Annotated in this window: 20 protein-coding genes and 1 tRNA gene; 14 read left to right on the top strand and 7 right to left on the bottom strand. The window is 69.1% G+C overall.

The genetic code is table 11. From position 1 onward, the window contains the following. The first annotated feature begins 54 nt into the window (after positions 1-54). Positions 55-642, top strand: a complete 588-nt coding sequence (locus B2742_RS03270) for a DNA-3-methyladenine glycosylase I (RefSeq protein WP_292062918.1) — start codon at positions 55-57, stop codon at positions 640-642. Then, a complete protein-coding gene (locus B2742_RS03265; RefSeq protein WP_414633038.1) occupies positions 639-1,295 on the top strand; it encodes a ribonuclease HII in 657 nt (218 codons plus the stop codon). Before B2742_RS03270 ends, B2742_RS03265 begins: the two co-directional genes overlap by 4 nt. Before the next feature lie 4 nt (positions 1,296-1,299). Here the strand turns inward: B2742_RS03265 and B2742_RS03260 are convergent, their stop codons facing one another. The 3 genes from B2742_RS03260 to pyk are packed head-to-tail and all read right to left on the bottom strand — an operon-like array spanning position 1,300 to position 4,093. Further along, positions 1,300-1,545, bottom strand: a complete 246-nt coding sequence (locus B2742_RS03260; protein ID WP_292062915.1) for a hypothetical protein — start codon at positions 1,543-1,545, stop codon at positions 1,300-1,302. 54 nt (positions 1,546-1,599) lie between these two features. Continuing rightward, positions 1,600-2,640, bottom strand: coding sequence for a DNA adenine methylase (locus B2742_RS03255; RefSeq protein ID WP_292062913.1), 1,041 nt, complete (start codon positions 2,638-2,640; stop codon positions 1,600-1,602). Positions 2,641-2,662: 22 nt separating this feature from the next. Then, the gene (gene pyk / locus B2742_RS03250) at positions 2,663-4,093 is read right to left on the bottom strand and encodes a pyruvate kinase (RefSeq protein WP_292062910.1); all 1,431 of its coding nucleotides are present in this window, start codon (positions 4,091-4,093) and stop codon (positions 2,663-2,665) included. A gap of 138 nt (positions 4,094-4,231) precedes the next feature. Here pyk and B2742_RS03245 point away from each other — a divergent pair, with 138 nt between their 5' ends. The 3 genes from B2742_RS03245 to B2742_RS03235 all read left to right on the top strand — a co-directional run bounded on the left by B2742_RS03245 (position 4,232) and on the right by B2742_RS03235 (position 6,035). Beyond that, positions 4,232-4,414, top strand: coding sequence for a DUF3606 domain-containing protein (locus tag B2742_RS03245; RefSeq protein WP_056617584.1), 183 nt, complete (start codon positions 4,232-4,234; stop codon positions 4,412-4,414). A gap of 123 nt (positions 4,415-4,537) precedes the next feature. Then, on the top strand, positions 4,538-4,807 hold the full coding sequence (locus tag B2742_RS03240; protein WP_292062900.1) for a hypothetical protein: 270 nt from the start codon (positions 4,538-4,540) through the stop codon (positions 4,805-4,807). A 163-nt stretch (positions 4,808-4,970) separates the two neighbouring features. Beyond that, positions 4,971-6,035 (top strand): helix-turn-helix transcriptional regulator, encoded by a 1,065-nt coding sequence (locus tag B2742_RS03235; RefSeq protein ID WP_292062897.1) that lies wholly within the window; start codon positions 4,971-4,973, stop codon positions 6,033-6,035. A gap of 9 nt (positions 6,036-6,044) precedes the next feature. Here B2742_RS03235 and B2742_RS03230 read toward each other — a convergent pair. The 3 genes from B2742_RS03230 to B2742_RS03220 all read right to left on the bottom strand — a co-directional run bounded on the left by B2742_RS03230 (position 6,045) and on the right by B2742_RS03220 (position 7,941). Beyond that, positions 6,045-6,129: transfer RNA gene (locus B2742_RS03230), tRNA-Leu, on the bottom strand. 46 nt (positions 6,130-6,175) lie between these two features. Continuing rightward, positions 6,176-7,597, bottom strand: coding sequence for a M20/M25/M40 family metallo-hydrolase (locus B2742_RS03225; RefSeq protein WP_292062894.1), 1,422 nt, complete (start codon positions 7,595-7,597; stop codon positions 6,176-6,178). Between the two features lie 107 nt (positions 7,598-7,704). Then, positions 7,705-7,941, bottom strand: a complete 237-nt coding sequence (locus tag B2742_RS03220) for a DUF3297 family protein (RefSeq protein WP_292062891.1) — start codon at positions 7,939-7,941, stop codon at positions 7,705-7,707. Positions 7,942-8,066: 125 nt separating this feature from the next. On the opposite strand from B2742_RS03220, the gene B2742_RS03215 reads away from it, so the two are divergent. From B2742_RS03215 to B2742_RS03195, 5 genes are all read left to right on the top strand, one after another. Further along, positions 8,067-8,942 carry a serine aminopeptidase domain-containing protein gene (locus B2742_RS03215; RefSeq protein ID WP_292062889.1) on the top strand — a complete coding sequence of 292 codons (876 nt, stop codon included), beginning with the start codon at positions 8,067-8,069 and terminating at the stop codon, positions 8,940-8,942. Positions 8,943-8,989: 47 nt separating this feature from the next. Then, positions 8,990-9,520 (top strand): hypothetical protein, encoded by a 531-nt coding sequence (locus tag B2742_RS03210; RefSeq protein ID WP_292062887.1) that lies wholly within the window; start codon positions 8,990-8,992, stop codon positions 9,518-9,520. Positions 9,521-9,575: 55 nt separating this feature from the next. After that, entirely contained in the window at positions 9,576-10,427 is an 852-nt protein-coding gene (locus B2742_RS03205) for an aldo/keto reductase (RefSeq protein ID WP_292062885.1), read from the top strand. Positions 10,428-10,464: 37 nt separating this feature from the next. Then, positions 10,465-10,713: a helix-turn-helix domain-containing protein gene (locus tag B2742_RS03200; protein WP_292062882.1), complete on the top strand. Its 249-nt coding sequence runs from the start codon at positions 10,465-10,467 to the stop codon at positions 10,711-10,713. A gap of 76 nt (positions 10,714-10,789) precedes the next feature. After that, positions 10,790-12,319, top strand: coding sequence for a UbiD family decarboxylase (locus B2742_RS03195; protein WP_292062880.1), 1,530 nt, complete (start codon positions 10,790-10,792; stop codon positions 12,317-12,319). A 1-nt stretch (position 12,320) separates the two neighbouring features. On the opposite strand, the gene B2742_RS03190 is transcribed toward B2742_RS03195, so the two are convergent. Continuing rightward, positions 12,321-13,289, bottom strand: a complete 969-nt coding sequence (locus tag B2742_RS03190) for a helix-turn-helix transcriptional regulator (protein ID WP_292062877.1) — start codon at positions 13,287-13,289, stop codon at positions 12,321-12,323. 88 nt (positions 13,290-13,377) lie between these two features. Between B2742_RS03190 and B2742_RS03185 the strand changes: the two genes are divergently transcribed. The 4 genes from B2742_RS03185 (at position 13,378) to B2742_RS03170 (ending at position 16,901) form a co-directional block, all read left to right on the top strand. Further along, a complete protein-coding gene (locus B2742_RS03185; RefSeq protein WP_292062874.1) occupies positions 13,378-13,863 on the top strand; it encodes a DUF1579 domain-containing protein in 486 nt (161 codons plus the stop codon). 125 nt (positions 13,864-13,988) lie between these two features. After that, positions 13,989-14,612: a hypothetical protein gene (locus tag B2742_RS03180; protein WP_292062871.1), complete on the top strand. Its 624-nt coding sequence runs from the start codon at positions 13,989-13,991 to the stop codon at positions 14,610-14,612. A gap of 55 nt (positions 14,613-14,667) precedes the next feature. After that, positions 14,668-16,494: a M14 family metallopeptidase gene (locus B2742_RS03175; protein WP_292062868.1), complete on the top strand. Its 1,827-nt coding sequence runs from the start codon at positions 14,668-14,670 to the stop codon at positions 16,492-16,494. Then, positions 16,494-16,901, top strand: a complete 408-nt coding sequence (locus tag B2742_RS03170) for an MAPEG family protein (protein WP_292062866.1) — start codon at positions 16,494-16,496, stop codon at positions 16,899-16,901. Before B2742_RS03175 ends, B2742_RS03170 begins: the two co-directional genes overlap by 1 nt. Positions 16,902-16,929 lie beyond the last annotated feature (28 nt).

The raw sequence follows: 16,929 nt of genomic DNA, 5'->3' as shown, positions 1-16,929 counted from the left end.
CGGGTCGAGATCGGACCCACTGCGCACCCCACCCCAACCCGCTACCCTCTCCTCATGGCCGACTCACTCCATCGCTGCGCCTGGTGCGGGACCGATCCGCTGTACGTCGCCTATCACGACGAGGAATGGGGCGTGCCCGAGTACGACGCCCGCGCCCTGTGGGAGAAGCTGGTGCTGGACGGTTTCCAGGCCGGGCTGGCGTGGATCACCATCCTGCGCAAACGCGAGGGGATGCGCGACGCCTTCGACGGCTTCGACCCGGAGACGATCGCGGCGTATGGCGAAGCGGACATCGAACGTCTGCTCGGCGACTCCCGCATCATCCGCTCGCGGGCCAAGATCAACAGCGCCATCAAGGGCGCGCGGATCTGGCTGGAGATGCGCGACAGCGGCGAGGACTTCAGCGAATGGCTCTGGTCCTTCGTCGGCGGCGCCCCGATTCAGAACAGCTGGCCCGACGGCGACGCCCGGCCCGTGGCCACCCCTGAATCCGAGGCGATGTCGAAGGCGCTGAAGAAGCGCGGCTTCACCTTCGTGGGACCGGTGATCGTCTACGCCTTCATGCAGGCCGTGGGCATGGTCAACGATCACGGTGCGGAATGCTTCCGTCACCGGCAGGTTCGTGCGATGGCCCGGTCGTGAAGACTCCGGCCAAACCCCCTGCAAAGGCGAAGCTTTCGCGCGCCTTCCCGACCCTGGCACTGGAGGTCCTGCTGATCGAAAGCGCCGGCGGACCGGTCTGCGGCGTCGACGAGGCGGGCCGCGGACCCTGGGCCGGGCCGGTCTCGGCGGGGGCGGTGATCCTCAATCCCGACGACCTGCCCGCCGGCATCGACGACTCCAAGGCCCTGACCCACGCCCGGCGCGAGGCCCTCGAGATTGAGATCAAGGCCCGCGCCCTCGCCTGGGGCGTCGGCTTCGCCTCCGTCGAGGAGATCGAGACCCACAACATCCTGCACGCCACCGGGCTGGCGATGTGCCGGGCGATCGAGGCGATGGCGATCCAGCCCGTCGCGGCGCTGGTGGACGGCAACTACGGATTCAAACTGCCGTGCGCGGTGCAGACCGTGATCAAGGGCGACAGCCTCTCCCTGTCGATCGCCGCCGCCTCGATCCTGGCCAAGACGGCGCGGGACCGGCTGATGGTCGAACTCGACGCGGAATACCCCGGCTACGGCTTCGCCGGCCACAAGGGCTACAATGCGCCGGTCCATTCCGCCGCGCTGAAGGAACGGGGTCCCTGCCCGGCGCACCGTCGCAGCTGGGCGCCGATCCGGGCCCTGCTGGATCAATAGCGGATCAGAGCGCCAGCGCCCCGCCGACCAGCGCGCCCATCAGGGCCGCGATCACGCCGCCGCCGACCACGGTCACCCAGCCGGGCAGATCGGCGATCAGTTCCTTCAGGGTCGGCTCGGGGTCGACCGCATCGTTCGCCACCCGGGGATCGAACCGCGCCGACGACGGCGGTCGCCAGGCGACCGTGTCAAAGGCGTCGGCGGCGCGGCCATAGGCGCGAACACCCTCAAGGCGGCGGGCGGAGGTCATGGGCGACATTTCCATGCCCGCTAAACGACAATGTCAAACGGTCGTTCCGCCGGCCTAGGCCGCGTCCGCCAGGCTGACCGGCCGTTTGCTGACCACGAACAGATATTCGACATTCCTCAGCCGACCGACCGCCCCGACCTTCTCGCCCTTGGGATTGTGGATGCCGATGCGGGCCCCGACGTAGCGCGGGCGGGCGATCTCGATCACCTGCACCTCGCCCCGACCCGACAGCATGCCGACCAGCTGGTCACGCCCCAGATAGCCCTCGTCATTGAACGACACGATCAGGTTCGGCGCCTTCAGCCCCTCGATCACCGCCTGCAGCGCCAGCGCGATCCCGGGTTTGCTGTTGAAGGCGCTCTTGCGGGTGCGGACGTCGATCCGCTTGTTGGCGATCCCGTAGGTCTCGGGCCGATCCCACAGCACCAGACTCTCCCAGCAGTGGTAGTTCCCCAGATAGGAATGCTGATTGTAGGGCGGGTCCAGATAGACCAGATCGGCCTCGACCTCGGGGGCCAGTTCGACCGCGTCCCGTCGCGTCGCCTTGCACGGTCCGCAGGCCACGCCGGGAAGGATGTCGGGCATGCGCAGCTCGAGCGGCTTCAGCGCCCGCGCCGCCCATGACTTCATATAGGCCATCTGCAGACCGGCCGTGGAATCCACCCGGTCGGCCGCCTCCATCAGGCTGACCAGCGCAATCGCCTCCAGCTCGGGCTCCAGCGCCATGGCTGCGATCCGGTCGCGCATGGCGTCGATGACCGCGCCGTTCTGCGGCGTGAAATAGCGGGCGTCCTCGCAGAAGGCCTTGGTGAACCAGCCGGCCTCGGGCGTCACGGCCCGCAGTTCGGCCAGCACCGCCTCGGCCCTGTCCAGCCAGCGTTCGCGGTCGGCCTGGACATAGGCGGTGGCGAGCGTGTGGGCATAGGCGTTGTGGTCGTTCGACCAGACCCGGAACCCCTCGCGCTTCAGCGCATGCCCCACGCGCGCGCTGCCGGAGAACAGGTCGCACACCGTCCCGCCGTCAGGCAGCTGGCCGCGGATCGCCGTCGCGATCTGGGTCAGCAGCGCCCGCTTTGAGCCGATGTATTTGATCATGCCGACCGGAAGGGATCAGACGCTATTTGCGCCCCTTCGCCGGAGCATGGGCCAGTCGCAGAAGATTCGCAGCCCCCGGCGCGCCGAAGGGCGTTCCGGCCAGGATCAGGATGCGCTGACCCGGCTGGGCCATGTCGTATTCGACCGCGCTGTTGACCGCGTCCTCGGTCACATCCTCCAGCGACGCCGGCTCCTTGCCCAGCCGCGTCTCCAGACCCCACACCAGCGCCAGCCGTCGCGCCGTGTCCGGATTGGGCGTCAGGGCCAGAACCGGCTGCAGCGGCCGTTCTCGCGCCATCCGCCGCGCCGTTCCCCCCAGGGTCGTGAACACCACGATACAGGCCGTCGACTGCGCCTCGGCCGCCTTGCGCGCCGCGGCGACCAGGGCGTCGGCGTCGATGTCGTCCATGCCGGCGTGTTCGGCGTCCATCAGACTGGGCCACATCGGGTCCTTCTCGACCCGTTCAATGATCCGGCTCATCACCCCGACCGATTCCAGCGGATAGTCGCCCGAGGCCGTCTCGGCCGACAGCATCAGGGCGTCAGCGCCCTCATAGGCGGCATTGGCCACGTCCGAGGCCTCGGCCCGGGTCGGCGCGGGAGACGACGTCATGCTCTCCAGCATCTGTGTCGCCACGATCACCGGCACCCCGCGCTGGCGGGCGGCGCGGATGATCTGCTTCTGCGCCACCGGCACCTCTTCCGGCTCCAGCTCCACGCCCAGATCGCCGCGCGCGACCATCACCCCGTCGCAATAGTCGAGGATGCTCTCCAGCTCCGCCAACGCCTGCGGCTTCTCGATCTTGGCGAGACAGGCGGCGCGGCCCTTCACGATCTGCTTCAGCTCGGCCATGTCCTCGGCCTTCTGCACGAAGCTCAGCGCCACCCAGTCGACGCCGATGCGCAGGGCGAAGGCCAGGTCCTCCCGGTCCTTGGGCGTCAGGGCCGAGACCGGCACCACCGCCTCGGGCACCGCCACGCCCTTGCGATCGGACAGTTTGGAGCCGCTCTCGACCGTGACATCGGCCCACGTGTCATCACGCTCATTGACCCGCAGCCGCACCCGACCGTCGTCGAGCAGCAGCAGCATGCCGGTGCGCAGGGCGCGGAAGATCTCCGGATGCGGCATCTGCACCCGGGTCGCGTCGCCCGGCGTCGGGTCGAGGTCGAACCGCATCTTGTGGCCCGGCTTGACGTCGATCTCGACGTCTTTGAACTTGCCCAGCCGCAGCTTGGGCCCCTGCAGATCCGCCAGCACGCCCAGCGGCCGCTTCAGCGCCAGCTCGGCCCCGCGCACGGCCTTCAACGCCGCCGCGTGATCCTCATGCGAGCCGTGGCTGAAATTCAGGCGGAACACGTCGACCCCGGCCTGGGCCAGGGCCTTGACCATGCCGGGCGCCCGGCTGGCGGGTCCCAAGGTCGCGACGATGCGGGCGCGCCGGGCTCTTTTCATCGAATATCCATAGGGCCGGAGGGGCGATTCCCTCTTCTGCCATGAAAGCGCGCGGGTTCGAGCGCGGTTCGGCGCGCGAAACACGAAGTTATGCGGTAAGGCGGGGGCGCGGTGCACGCCGCGGGAGAGGAGCGACCGATGGCGGGACTGAAGGACAAGCGCGGCTTCATCGACCGGGACCGGCTGGACCTGTCCGAACGCCAGGCCGTCGAACACTGGATGAAGCGCTGGGGCGTGACCCGCGACCAACTGACCGCCGCCCACCGCAAGGCCGGCCGCAACATCAAGGACATCGCCGCCGAGCTGGGCAAGAAGCGCTAGCCTCGCCGGTCTGAGATCGCTCCTGTTTCATCCGTTTGGATGACGCCGGCCCGGTCCGTCTCCGCCTAGATCCACCGCAGGGAGGCTGGCGCACGACGCCGGTTGTTGCGGGAGGCGCTGATCATGAACACCGTTCTTCGCTGCGTTCTGGCGCTCGGAGCCGTCGTCGCCCTCTCGGGCTGTTCCTCCAGCCTGGTGACGGGCGGTCCCCTGGTCCGTCCGGGCGAGCCCCGCGGCTCGATCCAGGTCATCAACGCCACCGGAGACCAGTTCCACGCCGTGCTGATCTCCTGCAGCAGCTCGACCTACGGGCTGCACCGGCTGCCCGCGGCATGGCGATCCCCTCGGGCGGCGCCGGCCGTTTCACCGTCCCGGCCGGTCAATGGGACGTAGCGGGCGGCGCCTTCGGCGTCAGCGACGCGCGCGGACGCCCTCGATCCGGATCTGCCCAGGCCCGGAGCGGCTATTCCCGCGATCAGCGGGATGTGAGATCGTCGCGCCGGCGGCGTTCCGAACCGCCGGCCAAAGATGATCGGGGCCCCGGGTGCCGGCTGAGTTGATCGACCGCATTTACGAATGCTCCGTCGTGCCGGAGCTGTGGCCGTCCGTTCTCGACGACCTCGCGACCCTGACGGAAGCCCGCGGCGGGCTGCTGTTCTCCGCGCGCAAGGCGCTCTACTGGACCGCGTCCGGGGCCGTCCGCGATGTCTTCGACGAATACGTCGCCGACGGCTGGTTCACCCGCTGCAGCCGGCGGGTCTGCCTGATGGGGCAGTCGCAGCCATCCTTCTTCGTGGAGCAGGATTTCTGGAGCGAGGACGAACTCGACGCCGACCCCATCTACCGCGACTTCTTCCGGCCCCGGGGGCTCGGCTGGTCCGCCGGAACGGGGCTGAAGATTCCCACGGGCGACAACATCGTCTTCAGCGTCGAACGCGAGTTCGGGCGCGGCCCGATCGAACAGACCTATGTCGATCGTCTGAACGAACTCCGCCCGCACCTGTCCCGCAGCGCCATGGTGTCGGCGCGGCTTGAGCTCCAGCGCGTCCAGGGGGCCGCAGAGGCGTTGACGGCCCTGCGCCTGCCCGCCCTGGTGGCCGATTCGGCCGGCCGGGTGATCGAGGCCAACGCCCTGATCGAGACCCTGCCCGAGCGCATCCGTTTCGGCGCCGACAATCGTCTCGTCCTGCCGGACAAGCGCGCCAACGATCAGTGGCTGGCGGCGCTGGCGGCGATCGAGACGCCCGGATCGGAGGCCTGCTCGATCCCCCTGCGCGACGCCCATGGCCGGGCGTCGATGGTGCTGCACGTCATGCCGATCAAACGATCCGCGCACGACATCTTCGGCCAGAGCTATGCCCTGCTGATGATCACCCCGGTCGCCGGCGACCGCGCCCCCTCGGCCGAAATCATGCAGTCGCTGTTCGACCTGACGCCCCAGGAGGCGCGCGTCGCCGGCGGTCTGGCCACCGGCAGAACCCTCGAGGAGATCGCCGCCGCCGGCGATGTCGCGATGACGACCGTGCGCTCCCAGCTGCGCCGTGTGCTGGAAAAGACCGGCTGCACCCGGCAGGCCGAGGTCGTGGCCCTGCTGTCCAGCGTGGCCATCGGGCCGGGCTGACGGCGGCCGTGGTGCGAGCGGCGGGGGTCGAACCCGCATGACCGAAGTCGAGGGATTTTAAGTCCCTTGCGTCTACCAGTTTCGCCACGCTCGCGGGCTGTGGCGTGATCTAGCAGCGCCCGCCCGCTTCGACCATCTGGTCAGTCCGCCGCTGGCCGCATCGACCGGAAGTCCACGTCCGAATCCGCGATCAGCCACACCAGCGCCGCCCAGGCGGCGACGTTCTGGCTCATCTGTTCCGGATCGATCTTGTCCAGGGTGTCGTCGGCGGTGTGGTGCAGGTCGAAATAGCGGGTGCCGTCCTGGCTCAGGCCGAACATCGGCACCCCGACCCCGGCCAGCGGACCGACGTCGGCCCCGCCGTACAGTTCAGGCTCGGCCGACGACAGCACGCCGATCGGATACAGCACCTGCGCCGCCGCCCGGGCGAAATCCGAGGTCTGGGCGCCCGGCGGCAGTCGCAGGGCATAGACCCGGTCGGCCCCGAAATCGCTCTCGCCGGCGATGATATGCTGGTCCGCCGCCGCGCCGATGCCGCGCAGATAGGCCCCGCCGCCGTTGCCCGTGTTGTTCGGCTGGTCGACCTCTTCCGAGCCGTACAGGACCACGCGCACCGTCCGGGCCGGACGCCGCCCGCTCTCGGCGATGGCCTTGGCCGCCGCCAGGGTGATGGCCCCGCCGGCGCCATCGTCGATGGCCCCCGTGCCGAGGTCCCAGCTGTCCATGTGCGAACCGAGGACGATGATCTCGTTCGGCCGTGAGCGGCCGACGATGTCGCCGATGACGTTCTGGCTGACGGTCTCATAGGTGTGTGCAGTCGAGGACAGCCGCAGACGCACCGTCTCGCCCATGCCGATCAGGCGCGAGACCGTGTCGGCGTCCGGCGCCGCCAGGGCGAAGCCCGGCAGGGGCACCACGCCGTCGATGTAGCGGGTGGTGCCGGTGTGCGGCATCCGGTGCTCGTCCGATCCGACCGAGCGCATGATGAAGGCCACCGCTCCCTTGGCCGCCGCCGCGCCGGGTCCGGCGCCCCGGATGCGCGTCAGCGGGCCATAGCCGGCGCCGTCCTGCATCCGCACCATCTGGCCTGCGTCGATGAAGGCGATCTTGCCCGCCAGCGATCCGGCGGGCGCGGCGTTCAGCGCCTCAAGGCTGTCGAACCGCACCACCTCGGCCTCGATCGGACCGTTGGTGCCGGGCGAATGGCCCAGGGCGACGACCGCGAGCCGCTGCGGCCGGGCCCCGACGATGGCGGCGCTCTCCTCGCCCCGCTCCCAACCGACCAGCGGGAATTCCTCGATCCGAACATTCTGGAAGCCCTGGGCCCGCATATAGTCGGCAGCCCAGGCCGAGGCGTCCTGCTCGGCCTTCGACCCTGCCGGCCGCGCCCCGAACCGGGTGGTCAGCTGGGTGACGTAGTCGAGCGCGATATTCTCGTTCAGCGCCGCGTCGCGGATGGTTGCGGCGCGCGCGATGGTGGCGGCGTCCTGGGCCGCAGCCGGCGCGGCGACGAGGGTCAGCGCGAGCGCGCTGGCGGCGAGGAGGCGGGCGGACAGACGCATGACGGCTCCGGGAGACTCAATGAGGAGCCGGAACCTGAACCCTGCGATGAGAGCGGACAAGCGGCCCGCGCCGGAGTTTTTTCGACGCCGCCATAAGGACCGGCGACCTACTCGCCCTTGACCCAGGCCTCGACCGGACCCTGCAGCTTGACGGTCAGGGCCTTGCCGCGGCGGTCGACGCGGTTGCCGACGGCCAGACGGACCCAGTTTTCCGAGATGCAGTATTCCTCGACATTGGTCTTTTCCTCGCCCTTGAAGCGGACGCCGATCCCCTTCGCCAACAGGTCGGCGTCGTGGAACGGGCTGTCGGGATCGACGGACAGGCGGTCGGGAAGATCGGTCATGGCGAGAAAGCCCGGAAAGCAGGAGAAGGCGCGGGCTTTAGCCGAGGACCGCGCCGGCTCCAAGAGCGCTTGACCTGACGCCGCGTCAATCGGCTAGGTTCGTTGCGAATAGCTACGGACTAACAATGAGCGACCCCGTCATCCGCGACTTCATCGCCCCGGCCTCCGACGGCTATCCGCTGTCGATGCGACTGGTCTCGGCTGTCGCCCCGACAGTGGCCGTGCTGGTCAGTTCGGGGACCGGCTTCCCCAAGGGCTTCTACGACCGGTTCGCGCGGCATCTGGCGGCGCGCGGCGCGGCCGTACTGACCTATGATTTCCGCGGCATCGCCGGCTCGCGGCCCGAAGACCTCGCCGCCATGGAGATGGACTATCCCGACTGGGGCCGGCTCGACATGCCCGCGGCCCTCGACGCCCTGATCGCCGCGGCTCCGGGCCTGCCCGTGGTCCATGTCGGCCACAGCGTCGGCGGCCATTTCCTCGGCTTCATGCCCAACCACCACCGCATCGACCGCCACGCCTTCGTCTCGGTCGGCAGCGGCTACTGGGGCCGGCACCACCGCTCCTACAATCCGCTCGAGCTGTTCTTCTGGCTCGCCTACGGTCCGTGGAGCCTGTTGCGCCACGGCTATATCAAGGGCGGCGGCCTGTGGGCCGGGACCGACCTGCCCGCCGGCGTCTGGAAGACCTGGCGGCGCTGGTGCCTGAAGGCGTCTTATTTCCACGACGAACTGCGCGACCGGCTGCGGCCCCACCATTACGACGCGGTGACGGCGCCGATCCGCTCCTGGGTCTTCACCGATGATCCCATCGCCACGCCGGTGACCTCGCCCATCCTCATGCGGGTCTATCCCCACGCCCCGCACGAGATCGTCGTCCGCGCCCCGGCTGACTACAGCGTGGCCCGCATCGGCCACGAGGGCGCCTTCCGCAAGGGACTGGAGCCGCTGTGGGACGAGATGTTCGACTGGCTCCGGTCGCCGGAGGTTACGGCGCTTTAAGTTGACCCCGCCGCCGGCCGGGCGTTCGTGGGCGGCGGGAGGCCTCCATGATCCACATCGCCCTGCTCGCCCTCGCGCTCCAGGCCGCAGTGCCGGCCCAGACCGCGCCGCCGCCACGGCCCGCGCGGATCAACTGCGCCGACGCCGACCACAGCGCCTTCAACTTCTGGCTCGGCGAGTGGGATGTGAGCCAGACCGGGACGGATACGGTCCTTGCCCGAAGCACAATCTCGTCGGCAGTCGACGGCTGCGCGATCGAAGAGAACTACCACCAGACCCTCGGCCCGGGCGGGGTCTCGGCCTCCTACTTCGGTGCCAGCTTCAGCATCTTCGACGCGGCAAACGGCGGCAAATGGCGGCAGTTCTATGTCGACAGCGGCGGGTCGGTGATGGTCTTTGAGGGTGGATTACAGGACACGGCCATGGTCCTCGACGCTCCGGGCACGCCCGGCATCGTCCAGCGCATGACGATCGCCCCCCAGCCCGACGGCTCGGTCCGGCAGTGGGGCCTCACCTCAAACGACGGCGGTCAGACCTGGTCCGACGGCGGCTTTGATTTCACCTACCGACGCCGCTGACGCTTGATCGGCGGGCGTGTCGGCATAGGTAAGCGCCTCCCGACCGGAGCCTCCCATGACCGACCAGCCCGCCATCACCGTCGACGGCCACGCCATTCCCCTGCTCGGGTTCGGCACCTGGAACCTGACGCCCGAGGTCGCCCGGACCATGGTCGCCGAGGCCCTGCGCATCGGCTACCGGCACATCGACACGGCCTGGATCTATCACAATGAGGCGGCGGTCGGAGACGGCATCCGCGACGCCATCGCCGCCGGCCACGTCGCGCGCGAGGACATCTGGCTGACCACCAAGATCTGGGTCGCCCATTTCGATCGCGAGGGGCTGCTGAACCAGGCGCGGGAAAGCGTCGCCAGCCTCGGCTTCACCCCCGACCTGCTGCTGCTGCACTGGCCCAAGACGGAGCCGGCCTGGGAGGAGACCCTCGGCGCCCTCAACGAGGCGCAAGACCAGGGCCTGACCCGGACCATCGGCCTGTCCAACTTCCCCTCCGCCGAATTCCGCCGCGCCCAGACCCTGTCGAAGGCCCGGCTGGTCACCAACCAGGTCGAGTACCACCCCTACCTCAAGCTCTCGAAGCTCAAGGCCGCGGCGAAGGACCTCGGCTCCTCCATCACCGCCTGGTCGCCGTTGGCCCAGGGCAATATCGCCGATGACGCCACCCTGATCGAGATCGGCAAGGCGCACGGCAAGAGCCCCGGCCAGGTGACCCTGCGCTGGCTGATCCAGCAGGACGTCATCGCCATCCCGCGCACCTCGAAGGTCAGCCGGGCCGAGGAGAGCTTCGACATCTTCGACTTCCAACTGACGGGAGAGGAGATGGACCGCATCCACGCCCTCGCCCGTCCCGACGGCCGTCTGGGCGACTGGCTCGACAAGTCCTTCAACTGGGACGAAGAATGGGCCTGACGCGCTGCGATCAGTCGGCGCGCCAAGGGAGCGAACCATGGGCTTGGTGCTGGGGTTTCCCGGCGTCGATCCGCTCGACGCAGCGGTCGGCGCGAGGCTGAAGCGGTGGCGCGAGGACCGTGGCCTGTCCATTGAGGACGTCGCGGCCCTGATTCACATGCCGGTCGAGGAAGCCCGCCGCGCCGAGGCCGGCCGCGCCCACCTGACCACCGCCCAGATCGGCGCCGCCACCAGCGCCCTGCGCCTGCCGCTGTGGGCGCTGGTGTCGGATACGCGGGCCTACTGAAAAGGCCGCACCCGCCATGGCGTGACACGGCGCGCGCGCCCGCCTAATCCATGACGCTCTGACGGAGCGTTCTGCCTTGGCCTACAAATCCCTTCGCGACTTCATGGCCATGCTCGAGGCCGAGGGCGAACTGGTTCGCGTTTCCGAGCCCGTCTCGACCCACCTCGAGATGACCGAGATCCAGACCCGGCTGCTGCGCAACGGCGGCCCGGCGGTCCTGTTCGAAAAGCCCGTCATGCCCGACGGCTCGATCAGCCCCATCCCCTGCCTCGCCAATCTGTTCGGCACGGTGAAGCGCGTCGCCATGGGCGTGACCATGGAGAAGAAGACCCGCACCACCGCCGCCGAACTGCGCGAGGTCGGCGAACTTCTGGCCTTCCTGCGCAACCCGACCCCGCCGCGCGGCCTGTCGGACGCGATGGAGATGCTGCCCCTCGCCAAGACCGTCATGTCGATGCGGCCCAAGGTGGTGAAGTCCGCGCCGGTGCAGGAAATCGTCCTCAAGGGCGACCAGATCGACCTGACCAGCCTGCCCGTCCAGGGCTGCTGGCCCGGCGAGCCCGCGCCCCTGATCACCTGGGGCCTCGTCGTCACCAAGGGGCCGTCCGAGGATCGCGAGGACGACTTCAACCTCGGCATCTACCGCATGCAGGTGCTCGGCAAGGACAAGGCCATCATGCGCTGGCTGGCCCATCGCGGCGGGGCCCAGCACTACGCCCGGCACAAGAAGGCCGGGAAGAAGGGCCCCCTGCCCTGCGCTGTCGTCCTCGGCGCCGACCCCGGCACCATCCTCGCCGCCGTGACGCCGGTGCCCGACACCCTGTCCGAATACCAGTTCGCCGGCCTGCTGCGCGGCGCCAAGGCCGAGCTGGTCCCGTGCAAGACCGTGCCGCTGATGGTCCCCGCCAATGCCGAGATCGTGCTGGAGGGCCACGTCCTGTTCGACGAACACGCCCCCGAAGGCCCCTACGGCGACCACACCGGCTACTACAACTCGGTCGAGACCTTCCCGGTCTTCCAGGTCACCGCGATCACCATGCGGAAGGACCCGATCTATCTGACCACTTTCACCGGCCGCCCGCCGGACGAGCCCTCTGTGCTGGGCGAGGCGCTGAACGAGGTCTTCATCCCCCTGCTGCGCGCCCAGTTCCCCGAGATCACCGACTTCTGGCTGCCGCCCGAAGGCTGTTCCTACCGCATCGCCGTGGTGTCGATGAAGAAGGCCTACCCCGGCCACGCCAAGCGGGTGATGCTGGGCGTCTGGAGCTATCTGCGCCAGTTCATGTACACGAAATGGGTCATCGTCGTGGACGACGACATCGACGCCCGCGACTGGAAACAGGTCATGTGGGCCATATCGACCAAGATGGACCCGGCGCGCGACATCACCCTGATCGAGAACACCCCGATCGACTACCTCGACTTCGCCAGCCCCGAGAGCGGCCTCGGCTCCAAGATCGGCCTCGACGCCACCGACAAATGGCCGCCCGAGACCAAGCGGGAATGGGGCGAGGAGATTCGCATGGACGAAGGTGTCGTCGAGCGGGTGTCGGAGATGTGGGACCGCCTCGGCCTGCCCGGCGAGGGCGCGCCGATCTGGAAATAGCTCAGGCGTAGAGGGCGGCCAGTCGGCGGGCCGTGGCGGACATGGCCGTCCGAAGCTCGGGCGGGGCCAGCACCTCGGCCTCGGGTCCCAGACGCAGGAAGTCGATCGCGGCGTGTTCGACCGACTCGATCGGGACCACGACCTCCACCCGGCCGTCCGCCCCCGGCCGGGCGCCCGCCGCGATCCGCGCCCGCTCCGTCCCCAGCCGCGCCAGCCGTCTCAGCCCCTCGGTCGTCACTCGCAGCGTCGCCGTCCCGGTGAAGATCTCCGCCTCGAACCGCCGCGACGTCTCCGCCCACCACGCCGCCAGATCAAACCCCGCCGGCCGCTCGAACGTCTGCTCGGCCAAGGTCAGTTGGAGGATGTTCGACACCCGGTAGGTCCGCGGCTCCCGCCGCCGCCCCTCCGCCGGCCGCGCCGCCAGATACCAGAGCCCGCCCTTCAGGATCAGGCCCAGCGGCTCCAGCGTCCGCGCCACCTCGCCCTTCCAGCTCTCGTAGCGCACGACGATGCGGCGGCTGTTCCACACCGCCTGGGCGATGGCGGGCAGGCGTTCGGCCTCGTCCGGGTTCTGGTACCAGCCGACCGGATCAAGATGGAACCGCCCCGCCAGCCGTTCCGCCGCCGCCTGCCGTTCCGGGGGAAGCGCGGCCAGCAGTTTCAGCTGCATGGTCGTCACCGCGCCCGAGAAGCCCATCTGCGCCGCCGGCCCCGACAGCCCGCCTAGGAACAGGGTCTCGGCCTCCGCATCGGTCAGACCGGTCAGCCGGGTGCGGTAGCCGTCCATCAGCTGGAACCCTCCGGCCCGGCCCCGGTCGGCATAGACCGGCGCCCCCGCCGCGCTCAGCTGGTCGATGTCGCGATAGACGGTGCGCACCGACACCTCGAACTCGGCCGCCAGCGCCTCCGCCGTCATCCGCCCCCGGGTCTGGAGCAGCAGGAGAATGGAAAGCAGTCGGCTGGCGCGCATTTTTCGACACTAGGCGATAAATCCTGACAACAGATGTCAGGTTAGGGGCCGTATTCCTCTCGCATCATCCCTCGAGAAGGAAACCGCCATGTCCGCCGACCCCATCGATGCCCTGCCTGAAATCCACGACTTCGACTTCATCCACGGCCGCTGGAGCGTCGCCAATCGCAAGCTGAAGGTGCGGGGCGACGGCTCCGACGACTGGGACGAATTCCCATCGGCTGGATGGTGCGAGCCGCGGCTGGGCGGCCTGGCCAATGTCGAACAGATCGACTGTCCGGCGCGCGGATGGACCGGCATGGCGGTGCGCGCCTTCGACATTCCGGCCCGCGAATGGGTCATCCACTGGATCAACAGCGTCGATGGCGTCCTGCAGCCGCCCGTCCGCGGCCGGTTCCACGCCAACGGCTGCGTGCTGGAAGGCTCCGACAGCGACGGCGGCCGGCCTGTCAGCGCCCGATACATCTGGTCCGACATCACCGCCGACAGCGCCCGTTGGACCCAGGCCTTCTCGTACGACGGCGGCGCGACCTGGGAGACCAATTGGGTCATGGACTTCACGAGGGCCGCATGACCGCTCGCCCTCTTCGCCGGGCGGACCCGCGACGACACGGCTGACCCGGGCGGCCCCGGCTCGTTCGGTGGTGACGACGGGCCCAACCCTGCCTACGGTGGAGCTGGGCGGTATGGGGAGCCGGTGTGGCCGCGTTCGAATTCTTCTTCAGCTTCTACGGCCTGTTGCTGGGCCTGTCGGTCGCCGTCATCGCCACCGGGATGGCGACCGCGATCCAGCACCGCCACAAGATCAGGATCGGCTGGCTGACGCCCTTGCTGGCCCTGTTCGTGGGCATGGACATCGCCAGCTTCTGGGATTCCGCCTGGGTCAATTTCCGCGACCTGCCGTTCAGCTACGGCATGCTGATCATCGGCCTGGCCATCACCCTGGTCTATTTCATCGCCGCCTCGCTCGTCTTCCCGCACGCGATCGAGGACGGGGCGTCGCTGGACGATCATTTCTGGGCCAACAAGCGCGTCGTGCTGATGCTGACGGTCGTGGCGAACGCCATGGTGGTCCTGGCCGCCATCGTCGTGAACCTGGGCAAGCCCGGCGGGATGGTGATGATCGTGGGCTATCTGCTGAATCTCGCCTTCTACATGGCGCTGATCATTCCGGCGGCGCTGGCCCGGCGACCCCCGTTGTTCGCGGCCATGATCGGCCTGCATATGGCGGTCTATATCCTGCTGGCGGTCGCCTCCCTCGTCGCGCCGGACGCCATGGCGGCAGGCCAGCCGACGCAACCGGCGGCGACCGGGTCGCCCTGACCGGCCGCCGCCCGCCCACGCTTGAAACCCGACCCCGAATGGCCGAGGAACCCTGATGCGCTCCACCCTGATCATCGCCGCGTTCGCCGCGCTCGTATCGAGTCCCGCCATGTCCCAGTCCCCGTCCGTTCCCAACGCCGCCCCCTGGGACCAGCCCTTCCTGCCGCCCGCCCCGGCCTGGGACGGCGCCAGCCGCGCCCTGCTGCGCGACGCCTCGGACCCGTGGGTCACGGCCTTCGAGGCCGACGCCGAGCATGACGAGAGCCCCAACTACGCCGACACCCGCGCCTGGTTCGACCGGCTCGACGCCGCCTCCGACCTGATCCGCATCGAACAGTTCGGCGTCTCGCCCGAGGGCCGGCCGATCTACGCCGTCATCGCCTCAAAGGACGGCGCCGCCTTCGACCCGTCCAAGCCCGTGCTGCTGGCCCAGGCCGGCATCCATCCGGGCGAGATCGACGGCAAGGACGCCGGCATGATGCTGCTCCGCGACATCGCCTTCAACGGCAAGGACGCGCTGCTCGACCGGGTCAATCTGATCCTGATCCCCATCCTCTCGGTCGACGGCCATGAGCGCGCCAGCGCCTACAGCCGCCCCAACCAGCGCGGCCCCCGCATCCAGGGCTGGCGCAACACGGCGACCAACCAGAACCTCAACCGCGACTATCTGAAACTGGACCAGCCCGAGATGCGGGCCGTGCGCGGCCTGATCCTGAAATACCGGCCCGACCTCTACGTCGATATCCACGTCACCGACGGCATGGATTACCAGTATGACGTCACCTACGGCTTCAACGGCGAGAACGGCGTCTGGTCGCGCTCGCCGGCCATCGCCCGCTGGCTGGACGACGCCTTCAAGCCCGCGATCAACGCCGCCCTCGAGGCGGAAGGCCACATTCCCGGCGAGCTGGTCTTCGGTATCGGCGACGATCCCCGCGCCGGCCTGTCCGACGGCGGGCTTGGCGAGCGGTTTTCCAACGGCTGGGGTTCCGCGGCCCATGTCCCCACCATCCTGATCGAGAACCACAGCCTCAAGCCCTACGAACAGCGCGTCCTGGGCACCTATGTCTTCCTTGAGGCCGCCATGCGCCGTCTCGCCGCCGACGGCCCGGCCCTGCGCACGGCCATCGCCGCCGACACGGCCCTGCGCCCCGCCGAAATCCCGGCCAACTTCGCCGCCGATCCAACGCCGGCCTACACCCGGACCTTCAAGGGCATCCGCTACGAGATGTACGACAGCCCCGCCTCGGGCCGTCAGGAGATCCGCTGGCTGGGCGAGCCGGACCCGGAGCCCTGGGCCCTGCCCTTCTACGGCTCTCGCCCCACGCTGACACTCGCCCGGCCCGAGGCCTACTGGGTCCCGTCCTACCGCGCCGACATCATCGAGCGGCTCCGCGTCCACGGCGTCCGGATGGAGACGCTCGACGCCCCGCGCACCGTCAATCTCGACATGCTGCGCCTCGTCGAGCCGAAGCTGGCGACCCGCGCCAACGAGGGTCACGTCGGCGTCACCGTCACGGGCGTCACGCCCGAGCGCCGCGACTGGACCTTCCCCGCCGGCTCGGTTCGCGTGCCCACCGACCAGCCGCTGGGCGACATCGTCGTCCTGCTGCTGGAGCCGCAGTCCAGCGAGAGCTTCTTCGCCTGGGGCCTGTTCCCCGAGGTGCTCAGCCGGGTCGAATACATCGAGGGCTACGCCATCGCCCCGCTGGCCGAGGCCATGATGGCCGCCGACCCGGCGCTCAGGAACGAGTTCGAGGCCAAACTGGCCGCGGAGCCGGCGTTCGCGGCCGACGGCGACGCCCGTTTGCAGTGGTTCTATGAGCGAACCCCGTTCTATGATGACCATTACCGGCTCTATCCGGTGGGGCGAGAAAACTGATGGCGATGTTCGAGACGATGACACCGGTTCAGGCTGCCGCCCTGTGGAGCGGCCTGCTGCTCCTGCTGATGCTCGTGCTTTCGGTGCGGGTCGCCCTGAACCGAAAGAAGCACAAGGTGCTGCTGGGCGACGGAGCCGCGTCCCAGATCACCCTGCCGGGCCGGGTCTTCGGCAATGCCGCGGAATATGTTCCGGTCGGAGTCGGCGCCCTGGCCCTTCTGGCCATGCTGGCGATGCCGGCCATGGCGGTGCACGCCGTCGGTGGAGTCCTCCTGGCGGGACGTCTGATCCACGCCGTCGGCCTGAGCGACAAGAAGCCGACCTTTGGTCGCGTCCTGGGGATGGCCCTGACCTATCTCGCCCTGTTCACGGCCGGCGGGATGCTGGTGGTCCACGCCTTCGTCTGAACTTCACGCGCGCGGTTGCGGCGTCGCC

Source organism: Brevundimonas sp. UBA7664 (assembly GCF_002483305.1).
In the GTDB taxonomy this organism is placed as follows: Bacteria; Pseudomonadota; Alphaproteobacteria; order Caulobacterales; family Caulobacteraceae; genus Brevundimonas.
Note: the sequence above shows the minus strand (reverse complement) of the source record. Positions and strands in the feature narration are given on the sequence as shown.

Bases quoted from the DNA above. Each gene is read 5' to 3' on its own strand.
- B2742_RS03260 (WP_292062915.1), bottom strand. From the start codon at position 1,545: ATGACCTCCGCCCGCCGCCTTGAGGGTGTTCGCGCCTATGGCCGCGCC.
- B2742_RS03185 (WP_292062874.1), top strand. From the start codon at position 13,378: ATGTCCGCCGACCCCATCGATGCCCTGCCTGAAATCCACGACTTCGAC.
- B2742_RS03200 (WP_292062882.1), top strand. From the start codon at position 10,465: ATGGGCTTGGTGCTGGGGTTTCCCGGCGTCGATCCGCTCGACGCAGCG.
- B2742_RS03255 (WP_292062913.1), bottom strand. From the start codon at position 2,640: ATGATCAAATACATCGGCTCAAAGCGGGCGCTGCTGACCCAGATCGCG.
- B2742_RS03240 (WP_292062900.1), top strand. From the start codon at position 4,538: ATGAACACCGTTCTTCGCTGCGTTCTGGCGCTCGGAGCCGTCGTCGCC.
- B2742_RS03170 (WP_292062866.1), top strand. From the start codon at position 16,494: ATGGCGATGTTCGAGACGATGACACCGGTTCAGGCTGCCGCCCTGTGG.
- B2742_RS03225 (WP_292062894.1), bottom strand. From the start codon at position 7,597: ATGCGTCTGTCCGCCCGCCTCCTCGCCGCCAGCGCGCTCGCGCTGACC.
- B2742_RS03245 (WP_056617584.1), top strand. From the start codon at position 4,232: ATGGCGGGACTGAAGGACAAGCGCGGCTTCATCGACCGGGACCGGCTG.
- B2742_RS03205 (WP_292062885.1), top strand. From the start codon at position 9,576: ATGACCGACCAGCCCGCCATCACCGTCGACGGCCACGCCATTCCCCTG.
- B2742_RS03175 (WP_292062868.1), top strand. From the start codon at position 14,668: ATGCGCTCCACCCTGATCATCGCCGCGTTCGCCGCGCTCGTATCGAGT.
- B2742_RS03270 (WP_292062918.1), top strand. From the start codon at position 55: ATGGCCGACTCACTCCATCGCTGCGCCTGGTGCGGGACCGATCCGCTG.
- B2742_RS03210 (WP_292062887.1), top strand. From the start codon at position 8,990: ATGATCCACATCGCCCTGCTCGCCCTCGCGCTCCAGGCCGCAGTGCCG.
- B2742_RS03215 (WP_292062889.1), top strand. From the start codon at position 8,067: ATGAGCGACCCCGTCATCCGCGACTTCATCGCCCCGGCCTCCGACGGC.
- pyk (WP_292062910.1), bottom strand. From the start codon at position 4,093: ATGAAAAGAGCCCGGCGCGCCCGCATCGTCGCGACCTTGGGACCCGCC.
- B2742_RS03220 (WP_292062891.1), bottom strand. From the start codon at position 7,941: ATGACCGATCTTCCCGACCGCCTGTCCGTCGATCCCGACAGCCCGTTC.
- B2742_RS03190 (WP_292062877.1), bottom strand. From the start codon at position 13,289: ATGCGCGCCAGCCGACTGCTTTCCATTCTCCTGCTGCTCCAGACCCGG.